Annotated in this window: 10 protein-coding genes; 8 read left to right on the top strand and 2 right to left on the bottom strand. The window is 65.9% G+C overall.

Annotated elements, in window-relative coordinates; all coding sequences use genetic code 11:
- The first annotated feature begins 1 nt into the window (after window position 1).
- From rbbA to AC1RJW_RS10275, 8 genes are all read left to right on the top strand, one after another.
- Window positions 2-2,746 carry a ribosome-associated ATPase/putative transporter RbbA gene (gene rbbA, locus AC1RJW_RS10310; RefSeq protein ID WP_493044835.1) on the top strand — a complete coding sequence of 915 codons (2,745 nt, stop codon included), beginning with the start codon at window positions 2-4 and terminating at the stop codon, window positions 2,744-2,746.
- Window position 2,747: 1 nt separating this feature from the next.
- A complete protein-coding gene (locus AC1RJW_RS10305) occupies window positions 2,748-3,872 on the top strand; it encodes an ABC transporter permease (RefSeq protein ID WP_493044834.1) in 1,125 nt (374 codons plus the stop codon).
- 47 nt (window positions 3,873-3,919) lie between these two features.
- The gene (locus AC1RJW_RS10300) at window positions 3,920-6,184 is read left to right on the top strand and encodes a DUF3141 domain-containing protein (RefSeq protein WP_493044833.1); all 2,265 of its coding nucleotides are present in this window, start codon (window positions 3,920-3,922) and stop codon (window positions 6,182-6,184) included.
- Between the two features lie 9 nt (window positions 6,185-6,193).
- Window positions 6,194-7,609, top strand: coding sequence for a bifunctional enoyl-CoA hydratase/phosphate acetyltransferase (locus tag AC1RJW_RS10295; protein WP_493044832.1), 1,416 nt, complete (start codon window positions 6,194-6,196; stop codon window positions 7,607-7,609).
- Window positions 7,606-8,823 (top strand): acetate/propionate family kinase, encoded by a 1,218-nt coding sequence (locus tag AC1RJW_RS10290; protein ID WP_493044831.1) that lies wholly within the window; start codon window positions 7,606-7,608, stop codon window positions 8,821-8,823. Before AC1RJW_RS10295 ends, AC1RJW_RS10290 begins: the two co-directional genes overlap by 4 nt.
- Before the next feature lie 215 nt (window positions 8,824-9,038).
- Window positions 9,039-9,515 carry a hypothetical protein gene (locus AC1RJW_RS10285; RefSeq protein ID WP_070224288.1) on the top strand — a complete coding sequence of 159 codons (477 nt, stop codon included), beginning with the start codon at window positions 9,039-9,041 and terminating at the stop codon, window positions 9,513-9,515.
- Between the two features lie 165 nt (window positions 9,516-9,680).
- The gene (locus AC1RJW_RS10280) at window positions 9,681-12,011 is read left to right on the top strand and encodes a DUF8189 domain-containing protein (RefSeq protein WP_493044830.1); all 2,331 of its coding nucleotides are present in this window, start codon (window positions 9,681-9,683) and stop codon (window positions 12,009-12,011) included.
- Window positions 12,012-12,037: 26 nt separating this feature from the next.
- Window positions 12,038-12,385, top strand: coding sequence for a hypothetical protein (locus AC1RJW_RS10275; RefSeq protein WP_493044828.1), 348 nt, complete (start codon window positions 12,038-12,040; stop codon window positions 12,383-12,385).
- Here AC1RJW_RS10275 and AC1RJW_RS10270 read toward each other — a convergent pair.
- Both AC1RJW_RS10270 and parC read right to left on the bottom strand, forming a co-directional pair.
- On the bottom strand, window positions 12,382-12,570 hold the full coding sequence (locus tag AC1RJW_RS10270; RefSeq protein WP_035822224.1) for a helix-turn-helix domain-containing protein: 189 nt from the start codon (window positions 12,568-12,570) through the stop codon (window positions 12,382-12,384). The two genes, AC1RJW_RS10275 and AC1RJW_RS10270, sit on opposite strands and share 4 nt — an antisense overlap.
- A gap of 184 nt (window positions 12,571-12,754) precedes the next feature.
- Window positions 12,755-15,109, bottom strand: coding sequence for a DNA topoisomerase IV subunit A (gene parC / locus AC1RJW_RS10265; protein ID WP_493044827.1), 2,355 nt, complete (start codon window positions 15,107-15,109; stop codon window positions 12,755-12,757).
- Window positions 15,110-15,135: the final 26 nt, after the last annotated feature.

The raw sequence follows: 15,135 nt of genomic DNA, 5'->3' as shown, positions 1-15,135 counted from the left end.
CATGGACGCGACTTCCTTTGTCGTCAGCATCCAGGGCGTCAGCCAGCATTACGGCAAGACGGTGGCGCTCGACGGCGTCGACCTCGACGTGCCGGCCGGCCGCATGGTGGGGCTGATCGGCCCCGATGGCGTGGGCAAATCGAGCCTGCTGTCGCTGGTAGCCGGTGCGCGCGCCGTGCAGCAGGGCAGCGTGATGGCGCTGGGCGGCGACATGCGCGATGCGCGCCACCGCGACGATGTCTGCCCGCGCATTGCCTACATGCCGCAAGGCTTGGGCAAGAATCTGTATCCTACCCTGTCGGTCGAGGAAAACCTGCAGTTTTTCGCGCGCCTGTTCGGCCACGACGCCGCCGAGCGCCGCCGCCGCATCGACCAGCTGACCGCCAGCACGGGCCTGCAGCCCTTCCTCGCGCGCCCGGCGGGCAAGCTGTCGGGCGGCATGAAGCAGAAGCTGGGGCTGTGCTGCGCCCTGATCCACGATCCCGACCTGCTCATTCTCGATGAGCCGACCACCGGCGTCGATCCGCTGGCGCGCGCCCAGTTCTGGGACCTGATCGCGGGCATCCGCGTGCAGCGCCCGCAAATGAGCGTGATGGTGGCCACCGCCTACATGGACGAGGCGCAGCGCTTCGACTGGCTCGTGGCCATGGATGACGGCAAGGTGCTCGATACGGGCACGCCGGCCGAACTGCTGGCGCGTACCGAAAGCGGCAACCTGGAAGCGGCCTTCATCAAGCTACTGCCCGAAGCCAAGCGCGCCGGCCACCAGCCCGTCGTGATCACGCCGCTGGACCCTGCCAGCGCGCAGGACGTCGCCATCGAGGCCAAAGACCTGACCATGCGCTTCGGCGATTTCACGGCCGTCGATCATGTGAATTTCCGCATCGGCCGCGGCGAGATCTTCGGCTTTCTCGGCTCGAACGGCTGCGGCAAGTCGACCACCATGAAGATGCTCACGGGCTTGCTGCCGGCCACGGAAGGCAAGGCCTGGCTGTTCGGCAAGGAGGTCGATTCCAACGACATCGACACGCGCCGCAGGGTCGGCTACATGTCGCAGGCGTTTTCCCTGTACAGCGAACTGACGGTGCGCCAGAACCTGGTGCTGCACGCGCGCCTGTTCCACGTGCCGGAGGGCGAGATCCTGGCAAGGATCGATGAAATGGCGCAGCGCTTCGACTTGCGCGCCGTGATGGACGACTTGCCCGACAGCCTGCCGCTGGGCATACGCCAGCGGCTGTCGCTGGCCGTGGCCATGGTGCACAAGCCGGAAATGCTGATCCTCGACGAGCCGACGTCCGGCGTCGATCCCATCGCGCGCGACAATTTCTGGCGCCTGATGATCGAACTGGCGCGGCGCGACCGCGTCACCATCTTCATTTCCACCCACTTCATGAACGAGGCCGAGCGCTGCGACCGCATCTCGCTGATGCACGCGGGTAAAGTGCTGGTAAGCGATGCGCCGGCCGAACTGGTGCGCAAGAAGGGCGCGCCATCGCTGGAAGCGGCCTTCATCGCCTACCTGGAAGAGGCGGGCGGCGGCACGGCAGCGGCGGCGCAGGAAAGCGAAGCCGAAGCGCCCGTGCAGAAGGCTGAAGCGGCCGCACCGCAGCACCGGCGCAGCCGTTTCAGCCTGGGCCGCATGCTCAGCTACATGTGGCGCGAGGCGCTGGAATTGCGCCGCGACCCCGTGCGTCTGACCCTGGCGCTGGGCGGCTCCGTGCTGCTGCTGTTCGTCATCGGCTTCGGCATCAGCCTGGACGTCGAGGACTTGAGCTACGCGGTGCTCGACCACGACCAGACCACCTTGAGCCAGAATTACACGAACAACCTGGCCGGCTCGCGCTACTTCGTCGAGCGCCCGCCGCTGCGCGACTATGCCGATATCGACAAGCGCATGCGCAGCGGCGAGCTGTCGCTGGCCATCGAGATTCCGCCCGGCTTCGCGCGCGACGTGCAGCGCGGCGCGCCGGCGCAGGTGGGCGCGTGGATCGACGGCGCCATGCCGATGCGCGCCGAAACCGTGCAGGGCTACGTGCAGGGCATGCATCAGCTGTGGCTGGCCGACCAAGCGCTGCACCGCTACGGCATCACGATGAGCAACCCCGTCGCCATCCAGACGCGCTACCGCTACAACCCGGACGTGAAAAGCCTGCCCGCCATGGTGCCGGCCGTGATTCCCTTGCTGCTGCTGATGCTGCCGGCCATGCTGGCGGCGCTGTCCGTGGTGCGCGAAAAGGAACTCGGTTCCATCATCAACCTGTACGTGACGCCCGTCACGCGCCTGGAATTCTTGCTCGGCAAGCAGGTGCCGTACGTCGTGCTGGCCATGTTCAACTTCGTCCTCATGGCCCTGCTGGCGGTCACCGCCTTCGGCGTGCCGATCAAGGGCAGCTTGCCGACCCTGATCGGCGCCACCTTCATCTTCAATATCTGCGCCACGGGCATCGGCCTGTTCGCCTCGACCTTTACGCGCAGCCAGATCGCGGCCCTGTTCGTGACCATGATCGGCACCATGATCCCGGCCATCCAGTTTTCCGGCCTGCTCAATCCCGTCTCGTCGATGGAAGGCGTGGGCAAGGCCATCGGCCTGATGTACCCGGCCACGCATATGCTCAATATCAGCCGGGGCGTGTTCAACAAGGCGCTGGGCTTCGGCGACCTGCACGCCTCGTTCTGGCCCCTGCTCGTCGCCATTCCCGTGATCCTCGGCGTGACGGTGGCGCTGCTGAAGAAACAGGAGAGCTGACATGCGCCACCTTGAAAACATCTACCGCCTGGGCGTGAAGGAAATCTGGAGCCTGATCCGCGACCCGATGATGCTGATCCTGATCCTCTACACGTTCACCCTGGCGATCTACGTGGCCGCCACGGCCAAGCCGGAAACCCTGCACATGGCCTCGATCGCCATCGTCGACGAGGATGGCTCGCCCCTGTCCGGGCGCATCGCCTCGGCCTTCTTCCCGCCCCAGTTCACGCCGCCGGCCATGATCAACCAGAGCCAGGTCGATGCGGGCCTGGACGCGGGCCGGTACACCTTCGTGCTGACGATCCCGCCCAAGCTGCAGGCCGACGTGCTGGGCGGGCGCCAGGCGGAATTGCAGCTGAACGTGGACGCCACGCGCATGAGCCAGGCCTTCAGCGGCAGCGGCTACATCCAGCAGATCGTCGCCGGTGAAATAGCCGAATTCGGCAAACGCTACCGGGGCGCGACCGTCTCGCCCGTGGAGCTGGTGATGCGCGCGCGCTTCAATCCCTCGCTGAGCCAGGCGTGGTTTGGCTCGCTGATGGAGCTCATCAACCAGGTGACGATGCTGTCGATCATCCTCACGGGCGCGGCCCTGATACGCGAGCGCGAACACGGCACCATTGAGCACTTGCTGGTGATGCCCGTGACGCCGGCCGAGATCATGCTGGGCAAGGTTTGGTCGATGGGTCTGGTGGTGCTGCTGGCCGCCGCCCTGTCGCTGAACCTGGTGGTGCGCGGCATGCTGCACGTGCCGATCGAAGGCTCGATCGCGCTGTTCCTGTGCGGCGCGGCCCTGCACCTGTTCGCCACCACCTCGATGGGCATTTTCCTGGCCACCGTGGCGCGCAGCATGCCGCAGTTCGGCATGCTCCTGATCCTCGTGCTGCTGCCGCTGCAGATGCTCTCGGGCGGCAGCACGCCGCGCGAAAGCATGCCCGAGCTGGTGCAGAACATCATGCTGATCGCCCCGACCACGCATTTCGTCGAATTGAGCCAGGCGATTCTGTACCGGGCCGCCGGCATCGACGTGGTGTGGAAACCGTTCCTGGCCTTGCTGGCCATCGGCACGGCCCTGTTTACCTTCGCGCTGGCGCGTTTTCGCAAGACCATCAGCCAGATGGCGTAGCCCCCGCGCCGGAATGGTCCGGCGTTTTTTGCATGAAAAGGATAGCCATGAAGATCGAAGCTGCACCATTTTTCTCCACCGGCGGCTTGCCGTCGCTGGGCATGCTGGGCGACTATGCGCGCGACTCGTGGCAGCGCATCGTGCTGTACGCGGACGTGATGCGCCGGCGCGGCAACCAGTACCAAGAGCACCTGGCCGAGGAAGTACCGAACGTGCTGGACTTCCCCGCCGAACTGGTGATGTCCGGCCTTGAGCTGGCGCGCCCCGTCAACTACGGCCTGGCGCGCATTTTGACGCCCGATGCGCCCGAGCCTGATCCATCGAAGCGCCCTTTTGTTGTCGTCGATCCGCGCGCCGGCCATGGTCCCGGCATCGGCGGCTTCAAGGCCGAGAGCGAGATCGGCGTGGCTCTGCGCGCCGGCCATCCGTGCTACTTCATCGGTTTCCTGCCCGATCCCGTGCCGGGACAGACGGTGGAAGACGTGATGCACGCGGAGGCGGCCTTCCTGGAAAAAGTCATCGCCCTGCATCCGCTCAGCGAAGGCAAGCCCGTCGTCATCGGCAATTGCCAGGCGGGTTGGCAAATCCTCATGACGGCGGCCATGCGCCCGGAACTATTCGGCCCCATCATCGTGGCCGGCGCGCCCGTGTCCTATTGGGCCGGCTGGCATGGCCGCAACCCGATGCGCTACGCGGGCGGCCTGATGGGCGGCAGCTGGGCCACGGCGCTGGCGGGCGACCTGGGCAACGGCCGCTTCGACGGCGCCAGCCTGGTGCAGAATTTCGAGAAGCTCAACCCGGCCAACACCCTGTGGAGCAAGCAGTACAACCTGTACGCGAACATCGACACGGAAGCGCCCCGCTACCTGGAATTTGAAAAATACTGGGGCGGCCACGTCTTCCTCAATGACGTCGAGATGCAGTACATCGTCGACAATCTGTTCATCGGCAACCGCCTGGCCACGGCGGAATTGATTACCTCCGACGGCGTGCGCCTGGACTTGCGCAATATCCGTTCGCCCATCGTCGTGTTCTGCTCGAATGGCGACAACATCACGCCGCCGCCGCAGGCGCTGGGCTGGATCACGGACCTGTACCGCGACGACAAGGACGTGCTGATGCACGACCAGACCATCGTGTATGCCGTGCATGACAGCATCGGCCACCTGGGCATCTTCGTCTCGGCCAAGGTGGGGCACAAGGAACACCAGAAATTCGCCAGCAATATCGACCTGATCAACCTGCTGCCGGCCGGTATCTACGAAGCGCGGATCGTCGACAAGACGCCCGACACGCCGAACGCGGACCTGGCCAGCGGAGATTATGTGCTGCAGGTCGAGCACCGCGGCATCGAGGACGTGCGCGCCATCGTGCGGCCGAGCGTGGAAAACGACCGCAAGTTCGCCGCCGCCGCGCGCGTATCTGAGGTCAACCTGGCCCTGTACCGCACGTTCGCGCAGCCGTGGGTACGCGCCATGGTCACGCCGCAGACCGCGCGCTTCCTGCAGCTTGCGCATCCGCTGCGCGTGTCGTACGAGCGCTGGACCGATCACAATCCGCTGGCCAGGCTGGTGGCCAGGGAGGCGGAAAAAGTGCGCGCCCACCGCCAGCCGGTATCGCCCGACAATCCGCTGCTGGCCATGCAGGAAGCCGTCTCCGGCGCCATCACGGCCGGTTTGAACAGCTGGCGCGACTGGCGCGATACTGTGCAGGAAAGCACCTTCGACCTGGTGTACGGCTCGCCCCTGGTGCAGGCGCTGACGGGACAGGCCATCGGCGATGCCGCGCCGCCGCGCCCCCATCCCGGCATCTCGCCCGAGCATTGCGAATACGTGCGCTGCGAAACGCGCAAGATGGACGAGGACATGCAGCGCGGCGGCCTGGTGGAAGCGGCCGTGCGCGCGCTGTTCTATATCTACCGCTTCCGCATGATCGCCGACGAGCGCAGGGTCAACCTGGCCCTCAAATTGATCAAGCCGCAATACCGACAGGAGGTCGGCATGGAGGAATTCCGCGGCATCGTGCGCCAGCAGGCGCGCCTGATGCTGCATGATTTCGATGCCGCCATCGCCGCCTTGCCGGCCTTGCTGTCGCGCGCCGATCCGGATGACATCGGCGCGCTGGCCGAGTGGCTGCAGCAGGTGCTGCAAGTGCCCGAGGCGCCGACGCCGGACGAGGAAGCGAGCCTGCAGCAGATGCTTGACGTCTTCGACCGCGCGATCAAGGCGCAGGCGCAGGCGCTGCCGCCGGACGCGCGCCCATCCCATGCCGGACCCAAGGCCAAACCGGCCAAACACATTACCTCTGCCTAGAAGACCACGATGACTACTACCCAAGACGATGATCTGCATATCGTGCGTAACCGCACCTTCGACCAGATCGCCATCGGCGACACCGCCAGCATCACGCGCACCCTGAGCATGGACGATATCGCCCTGTTCGCGGTGATGTCGGGCGATGACAACCCGCAGCACCTCGATACGGAATTTGCCGTCGCCACCCGCTACCAGGGCGTGATCGCGCACGGCATGTGGGGCGCGGCTCTCATTTCCGCCGTGCTGGGCACGCGCCTGCCAGGCGCCGGCACCGTCTACACGGGCCAGACCCTGCGCTTTTTGCAGCCCGTGCGCGTGGGCGATACCTTGGCCATCAGCGTCACCGTCACGGCCCTCGAGCCGCGCAGCCGCCACGTGACCCTGGCTTGCCGCTGCGTCAACCAGCACGGCGCCGTGGTGCTCGACGGCGAGGCGCAGGTGATCGCGCCGGCCGAGCAGATCGAACGGGCGCGCGCCACCTTGCCCGAAGTGCGGCTGCATAACGGCGACGGCACGCGGCGCCTGCTGGAGCATGCGCGCACGCTGGGACCCATCAAGGTCGCCGTGATCCATCCCTGCGATGAATTGAGCCTGTCGGGCGCGCTCGACGCCTATGCGGCCGGCCTGATCACGCCCGTGCTGGTGGCGCCGCGCGCGCGCCTGGAAGCGGTGGCGGCCGAAGCGGGCCTGAGCCTGGCCGGCATCGCCATCGAGGACGTCGAGCATAGCCATGCGGCGGCCGCGCGCGGCGCCGAACTGGCGGGCAAGGGTGAAGTGGAGGCACTGATGAAGGGCAGCCTGCATACGGACGAACTGATGTCGGCCGTGCTGTCGGCCAGCGCCGGCCTGCGCACCAAGCGCCGCATCAGCCACTGCTTCCTGATGCAGACGCCCGCCTATCCGCGCCCCTTCATCATCACGGATGCCGCCATCAATATCGCGCCCAACCTGGCCATGAAGGCCGACATCGTGCGCAACGCCATCGACCTGGCGCACGTGATCGGCGTGGCCTGCCCGCGTGTGGCCATCCTGGCCGCCGTGGAAACGGTGAACGCGGACATGCCGGCGACTTTGGACGCTGCCGCCCTGTGCAAGATGGCCGACCGCGGACAGATCACGGGGGCGATCCTCGACGGCCCGCTGGCTTTTGATAACGCCGTCTCGATCGCCGCCGCCACCGTCAAGGGCATCGTCTCGGAAGTGGCGGGCCGCGCCGACATCCTGCTGGTGCCGGACCTGGAAAGCGGCAACATGCTGGCCAAGCAGCTCGAATACATGGGCGACGCGGACAGCGCGGGCATCGTGCTGGGCGCGAAGATCCCCGTCATCCTCACCAGCCGCGCCGATTCGCGCGCCAGCCGCATCGCTTCGTGCGCCATCGCCGTGATGCTGGCCAACCATTACCGGAGCACGCCGCCATGAACGCGCAAATCACCCACGCCGACGGTGCCTTGATCCTGGTGCTCAATTGCGGCTCGTCGAGCATCAAGTTCGCCCTGTTCGAGCAGGCGGACGGCGTGCTGCCGCAGCAGGCGCAATGGAGCGGCAAGGTCGAAGGCATCGGCCGCGAAAACGCCACGTACCGCGCCGGCGGCCTGCCGGCGGTCGCCTTGCAGCTGGACCCGCAGCAGCCGCATCACGCGGCGCTCGAATACATCCGCGCGCAAGTGGTGGCGCAGCTGGACGGGCGTGCGCTGCGCGCCGTGGCGCACCGCGTGGTGCATGGCGGCAGCAAGTACTTCGCCCCCGTGCGCATCGATTTCGCCGTGCTGGCGGACCTGAAAAGCTATGTGCCGCTGGCGCCCCTGCACCAGCCGTTCGCGCTCGAGGCGATCGAGGTGCTGCTCACATCGCGGCCCGACATCGCCCAGGTGGCGTGCTTCGACACGGCCTTCCACCATACGGTGCCGCAGGTCGAACAGATGCTGGCCCTGCCTTACGATGCGTGGGAGCGGGGCTTGCGCCGCTACGGCTTCCACGGCCTGTCCTACGAATACCAGTCGCTGGTGCTGGAGCGGCGTTTTGGCGCTGTCGCGCGCGGCAAGGTCATCGTCGCCCACCTGGGCAGCGGCGCCAGCCTGTGCGCAATGGACAATTTGCACAGCGTGGCCACCACCATGGGGTTTTCCGCGCTCGACGGCCTGATGATGGGCACGCGCTGCGGCTCGCTCGATCCGGGCGCCGTGATCTACCTGATGGAAATCGAAAAGCTGTCGCTGGAAAAAGTGGCGCACGTGCTGTACCACGAGTCGGGCTTGCTGGGCGTGTCCGGCGTGTCGGCCGACCCACCCGTGCTGCTGGCGCAGCAGGACCGGCAGGATGCGACGGGCGAACGCATCCGCGCCGCGCTGGCTTTATATGTCCGCCGCATCGTGCGCGAGATCGGCGCCCTGACAGCCGTGCTGGGGGGGCTGGACATGCTGGTGTTTACGGCCGGTATCGGCGAGCACAGCGCCGAACTGCGCCAGCGCATCTGCGCCGAGCTCGGTTTTATCGGCCCCGTGCTCGATGCGCAGGCCAATGCGCGCAACGCCAGCCGTATCTCCACCGACGCCAGCCGCATCGTGGTAGGCGTGGAGCCGGCCAACGAGGAGTGGGTGGCGGCGCGCCACGCGGCGCTGGCCGTGGGCGCATGAGGATCTGAAGCGTCCGGCCGCACTCGATGGGAAATTTGTCGATTTGCACATATTTCTCGTTGAGTGCGCTACCGCACTGTGTGGTTTGCCAGTTATCTTTACTATGAAGTCATGCCATTGCGCTACATCAAGAAACAGCGCGATGCCTGGCAAATTTTGAACATTTTGCCCGCCTTTAGTAAGAATAAAATTAAACCATATTGAAAGGTCTCATCATGAACAAATTACTCGCCGCACTGATCGCTACCCTGTTTGCTACCGCCGCCTTCGCTCAAACGGCGCCGGCCACGGAAGCTGTCGTGAAAGCCCAGGCTTCAGCGCAAAAAGATGTCAACAAGGCTGCCGCTTCGGAAGCCAAGGTCGATGCCAAGGCTGACGCCAATGTCGCCAAGGCCGAAATGAAGGCTGACGAAAAGAAAGCCGACGCCCATCACAAGGCGAACAAAACCAAGGCCAAGGCCCATGACAAAGTCGTCAACGCCGATGCGGAAGACAAGCTGAAAGCGGAAGCCAAGGCAGACAAGACCGATGCCAAGGCCGATGCGAAAGCTACCAAGGCTGCCGTGAAAGCGAACGCCAAGGTCGCCAAGGAAAAAGTGGAAGCGAACGCCGACAAAGCCCTCGCCGCCACCAAGACGGAAGAAGCCAAGGCCAAGGCCGACGCTGAAGTCAAGGCCGCCGCCGCCAAGTAATTCCCCGTTTGCGGGCCACGGCCTGCAAGCAAAAAAAGACAGCTTCGGCTGTCTTTTTTTTCGTCCGCCACTTTTCTCAGGCACCGCTTGCCAGTCTTGATCTGGCGCAAATGCTCCTCTTTTCGCCGTGCCATAGTGAATTGGCAAACAGACGAAGGAGACATCATGAGCACCGCTAAAACGAAAAAAACACCGGCCACCGGTTCGGCGGAAGGCGCGCCGGCCATGCAGTCCATGCAGTCCATGCCGGTCGAGGGAGACGTGCATGCCGGCACTGATGTGGCCGGCGCCGGCGCCATGCCGGGGCCGCGCCTGGGCATGTCGTACGCAGACCAGGCCGCCACCCATGCTGCAGCTGCCAGCGCGGGGAGCATGCCGGGCGGCGGCATGCAGCAGGCATCGCAGGGCATGGCCGGCGCCAGTTGCATGCACGTGGGCGATGGCGGCGGCATGGGGGGCGACCGCGATGGCGGGGGCGGGGGCGGGGGAGGCGGCATGGGCGGTGACGGCGGCGGCCAGGGAGGCGGCGCGCCGCAGGTGCGCACCTGCGCCACGATGGATGTGCATCGCCGCCTGCTGACTGAAGATCCATCGTATGCGAGCGTGCGCGCCGATATTGAAAACCTGGCCGGTCTCTACGAGGGCGACGGCAGCATTGCAGCACGTTCCGGCGTGACGCAGATACCGGTGGTCGTGCACGTGGTGTGGAATACGGCCGCGCAGAATATTTCGGATGCGCAGATCGCCAGCCAGATCGACGTACTGAACCGTGATTTCCGGCGTGTCAATCCCGATGTGAACAGCACGCCGGCGCCGTTCCTGCCGCTGACGGCCGATGCGCGCGTGGAGTTCGCGCTGGCCACGACCGATCCGAACGGCGCGGCCACCAGCGGCGTCGAGCGGCGCCAGACGACCGTGGCCTCGTTTGGCGCCGACGATGCCGTCAAATCGCAGGCGATGGGCGGCATGGATGCCTGGCCGGCCGACACCTACCTGAATATCTGGGTTTGCCAGCTGGGCGGCGGCTTGCTCGGCTACGCGCAGTTTCCCGGCGGACCGGCCGCCACCGACGGCGTGGTGATCCTGCAATCGGCCTTCGGCACGACGGGCACGGCCGCGCCGCCCTTCCACCTGGGGCGCACGGCCACGCACGAAATCGGCCACTGGCTGAACCTGAATCATATCTGGGGCGACGACGGCACCGGGTGCTCGGGCACGGACAACGTGGCCGACACGCCGAACCAGGGCGGACCGAACACGGGCCAGCCTTCGTTCCCGCACATTTCCTGCAGTAACGGGCCGAATGGCGACATGTTCATGAACTACATGGATTACGTCGACGATCCCGCCATGTTCATGTTCACGGCGGGCCAGGTGGCGCGCATGCAGGCCTGCCTCGATGGTCCGCGCGCCAGCATCGGCACGGGGACGGGCGGCACGGGCGCCACGCCGCGTCAGAGTTCCTCCCCCGTCGTGGCCTGGGGCGCGAACCGCCTCGACGTCTTCGTGCTGGGCACGGATCGCGCGCTGTACCACAAGGCCTGGAACGGCACGGCCTGGGCGCCGTCCGTCACCGGCTATGAAGGGCAGGGCGGCATCTGTACCAGCGCGCCGCAGGTGGTGTCGTGGGCGCCGAACCGGCTCGACGTGTTCGTCACTGGCACCGACAGCGGCTTGTTCCACAAATGGTGGAACGGCACGGCCTGGGGACCGTCCCTGACCGGTTATGAAGCGATGGGCGGCTTGTGCGTGGGCGACCCGCGCGCCGTGGCCTGGGGGCCGAATCGCCTCGACGTGTTTGTCGTCGGCACGGACCGCGGCCTGTATCACAAGTGGTGGAACGGGTCCGCCTGGGGGCCGTCGCTGACCGGGTACGAAGCCATGGGCGGCATCTGCCTGGGCCAGCCGGACGCCGTGGCGTGGGGGCCGAACCGCCTCGATGTCTTCGTCATCGGCACGGACCGGGCGCTGTACCACAAGTGGTGGAACGGCACCGCCTGGGGACCGTCGCTGACGGGCTACGAGCGCCTGGGCGGCATTTGCACCTCGTCGCCGAAGGCGGTGGCGTGGGGACCGAACCGCCTCGACGTTTTTGTTACGGGCACCGATGGCGCCCTGTACCACAAGTGGTGGGACGGCGCCAAATGGGGGCCGTCCAACGACGGCTTCGAACGGCTGGGCGGCATCTGCGTGGGCGAGGTGGAAGCCGTGTCGTGGGCGCCCAACCGGCTCGACCTGTTCGTCATCGGCACCGATAGCGCCCTGTACCACAAGGCGTGGAACGGCAGCACCTGGACGCCGTCGCTGACGGGCTTTGAAAGCCTGGGCGGCGTGTGCACCTCGCGTCCGCGCGCCACGGCCTGGGCGCCGAACCGGCTCGACGTGTTTGTCACGGGTACGAATGGCGCCCTGTTCCACAAGGCCTGGAACGGCACGGCCTGGTCACCGTCCGTGAGCGGCTATGAAAGCCTGGGCGGCGTGGTATCGTGTTTCTGACGTCAATGCGTTAAACGGGAGGCGGCATGCACGGCATGACAACGGCACTGCCCAGCGGCAGCTGGACGCATTCCTTCGAGGAGGATGCCGACGGTATCGAGGTGTACCGGCCCACGGCCACCTTCGCCTTTCCTCCCAGCCGCAAGGGGCGCAAGGTGCTCGAATTCGGCGCGCCCGCCGGCGCCATGGCGCAAGGGGAGGCGACATTGACGTCCATGGCGCCCGGCCCCGACGACCGTCCCCGCGCCGGCCCCGTTACCTGGCTGGTGCCCCTGGGCATGGGTCGCTATGCGCTCAGCGATGCTGGCGGGGCGCAGGACGTGATCGACATCGTCGAAGCGACGCCCGACGTGCTGCGCCTGGCGCGGCGTTAAGGCTGGCCGCGCAGCTTGTGCGCGAGCGCCGTGCGGTTGCCCACGCCCAGCTTCTGGTAAATCGCATGCAGCTGGTTGCGCACGGTGGCCGGCGACTTGCCCAGTTCCCTGGCGATGCTTTTATACGGCAAGCCTTCGGCCGCCATGGCCGCCACCAGCCGTTCTGCCGGCGTCAGGCGCTGCATGGCAGCCTGCCTGAGACGTTGTGTGTCATCCTTGCTCTCCTGTCCGTGGGCGGCATGCCGGTGGCATGCCTGCAGGGATAACGGGAGCACGGCGCCTATCTGTAAAATTATTTACTCTGCTGCCAGATGCGATGGGCGAAAAAAAAGACAGGCGAACCTGTCTTTTCGTGTGGCTGGGTGGCGCTCAGCCGATGGCTGTCATCGAGACAGGCTTCAGCTTGGCCGCCAGCGCCTTGCCCTTCTTGGCGCGCTTGCCGAAGTGCTCGGCCAGGGCCGTGGCGCCCAGCGACGCATCCTGCGGTTTCGACGCGCGGCCGATGCCCGAGACCACCACGCCGCGCTGCGTGATCGGCTGCACGGCCAGCAGCTTGTCCTTGGCATCGAGGTCGATCAGCTTGACGCCCGTGCCGCCCTTGGACAGGATTTTCATTTCATCGAGGCCGAACACCAGCAGGCGCGCGCCTTCCGTCAAACAGGCCAGGGCGCTGGCCGCCTCGGGGATGACTTTCGGTTCCAGAGGCACGTCGCCATCGTCCAGGGTGATGAAGGCCTTGCCGCCTTTCAGACGGCTCGTCATGTCGCCCGCCTTGGCGATGAAGCCGTAGCCGGCGCTCGACGCCAGCAGCAAATTGGTGGCGCCATTGCCCGCAAAGTAGTGCAGGATGCGCACGGCATTGCCCGGCGTGCCGCCGCTCAGGTCGCACAAGGTCGTGATCGGCACGCCGTCGCCGCGCGCGTTGGGCAGCGCCGAGACGGGCACCGAGTAGATCTTGCCGTTGTTGCCAAAGCCCAGCAGGGTGTCGACCGTGCGGCACTCGAAGGCGCCATGCAGGCTGTCGCCCGCCTTGAAGGTGAACTGCGCCGCATCGTGGCCGATGCCGGTACGCGCGCGCACCCAGCCTTTTTCCGAGATGATGACGGTGACCGGCTCATCGACCACCTTCTGTTCGGCCACGGCTTTCTGCGCTTCCTCGATCAGGGTGCGGCGCGCGTCGCCGAACTGCTTGGCGTCCGCTTCGATCTCGCGGATGATGGCGCGCTTCATCGAGCCCGGGTTGTCGAGCAGGTCCTGCAGCGATTTTTCTTCCTTGCGCAGCTCGGCCAGTTCCTGCTGGATCTTGATCGTTTCCAGGCGCGCCAGCTGGCGCAAACGGATTTCCAGGATATCGTCGGCCTGGCGCTCGGACAGCTTGAACGCCTCGATCAGGGCCGCCTTCGGCTCATCCGAATTGCGGATGATCTGGATCACCTTGTCGATATTGAGCAGGATCGCTTCGCGTCCTTCCAGGATATGGATGCGGTCCTTGACCTTGCCCAGTTTGTAGCCGGTGCGGCGCGTGACGGTCTCGAAACGGAAGTCGATCCACTCGCGCAGGATGTCGCCCAGGCCTTTCTGGCGCGGACGGCCATCGCCGCCTATCATCACCAGGTTGATCGAGGTCGACGATTCCAGCGACGTGTGCGCCAGCAGCATCAGCATGAATTCCGTCTGGTCCTGGTTTTTCGACTTCGGTTCGAACACGAGGCGCACTGGCGCGGCGCGGCCCGATTCGTCGCGGATGGTGTCGAGCGAATTGAGGATCAGCGCCTTCAGGGCTACCTGGTCCGGCGACAGCGCCTTCTTGCCCAGCTTGATCTTCGGATTCGTCAGTTCCTCGATTTCTTCCAGCACCTTTTGCGACGAGGTGCCCGGCGGCAGTTCCGTCACGACGGCTTGCCACTGGCCGCGCGCCAGTTCCTCGATCTTCCAGCGCGCGCGCACCTTCATGCTGCCACGGCCGCTCGCGTACATGTCGGCGATCTGCGAGGGCGGCGTGATGATCTGGCCGCCGCCGGGGAAGTCGGGACCGGGAATGATGGCCATCAGCTCGGCGTGCGTCATCTTCGGATCGCGGATCATGGCGACGGCTGCTTTCGCCACTTCGGCCAGGTTGTGCGACGGGATTTCCGTCGCCAGGCCCACGGCGATGCCGGAGGCGCCATTGAGCAGCACCATCGGCAGGCGCGCCGGCAGCAGCTTCGGTTCTTCCGTCGAACCGTCGTAGTTGGGCTGGAAATCCACCGTGCCCATGCCGATTTCATCCATCAGCAGCTTGGCGATCGGCGTCAGACGCGCTTCCGTGTAACGCATGGCCGCGGCGCCGTCGCCATCGCGCGAGCCGAAGTTGCCCTGGCCATCGATCAGCGGGTAGCGCAAGGAGAAATCCTGCGCCATGCGCACCAGCGCGTCGTACACGGACTGGTCGCCGTGCGGATGCAATTTACCCAGCACGTCGCCGACCACGGCCGCCGATTTGCGCGGCTTCGCCGTGGAATTCAAGCCCAGCTCATTCATCGCATACAGGATGCGGCGCTGCACGGGCTTCTGGCCGTCGCACACGTCGGGCAGGGCGCGGCCCTTGACGACGGAGATGGCGTAATCGAGATAGGCGCGCTCGGCAAAGGTGGACAGGGTCAGCGCTTCGCCGTCGAATACCGGTTCATCCGGCTCGATCGGCTCAGGCTGGGCATCGTCAAATAAATTGGTTTGTGTGGACATGGCGCTTGTTTCGGTGTTAAGTGGTT

Source organism: Janthinobacterium sp. GW822-FHT07A03 (assembly GCF_058798815.1).
The sequence above is the reverse complement of the archived record's forward strand: the minus strand, read 5'-3'. Positions and strand labels throughout refer to the sequence as shown.

Coding starts and splice junctions, on each gene's coding strand:
- rbbA (WP_493044835.1), top strand. CDS start 2: ATGGACGCGACTTCCTTTGTCGTCAGCATCCAGGGCGTCAGCCAGCAT.
- AC1RJW_RS10305 (WP_493044834.1), top strand. CDS start 2,748: ATGCGCCACCTTGAAAACATCTACCGCCTGGGCGTGAAGGAAATCTGG.
- AC1RJW_RS10300 (WP_493044833.1), top strand. CDS start 3,920: ATGAAGATCGAAGCTGCACCATTTTTCTCCACCGGCGGCTTGCCGTCG.
- AC1RJW_RS10295 (WP_493044832.1), top strand. CDS start 6,194: ATGACTACTACCCAAGACGATGATCTGCATATCGTGCGTAACCGCACC.
- AC1RJW_RS10290 (WP_493044831.1), top strand. CDS start 7,606: ATGAACGCGCAAATCACCCACGCCGACGGTGCCTTGATCCTGGTGCTC.
- AC1RJW_RS10285 (WP_070224288.1), top strand. CDS start 9,039: ATGAACAAATTACTCGCCGCACTGATCGCTACCCTGTTTGCTACCGCC.
- AC1RJW_RS10280 (WP_493044830.1), top strand. CDS start 9,681: ATGAGCACCGCTAAAACGAAAAAAACACCGGCCACCGGTTCGGCGGAA.
- AC1RJW_RS10275 (WP_493044828.1), top strand. CDS start 12,038: ATGCACGGCATGACAACGGCACTGCCCAGCGGCAGCTGGACGCATTCC.
- AC1RJW_RS10270 (WP_035822224.1), bottom strand. CDS start 12,570: ATGCAGCGCCTGACGCCGGCAGAACGGCTGGTGGCGGCCATGGCGGCC.
- parC (WP_493044827.1), bottom strand. CDS start 15,109: ATGTCCACACAAACCAATTTATTTGACGATGCCCAGCCTGAGCCGATC.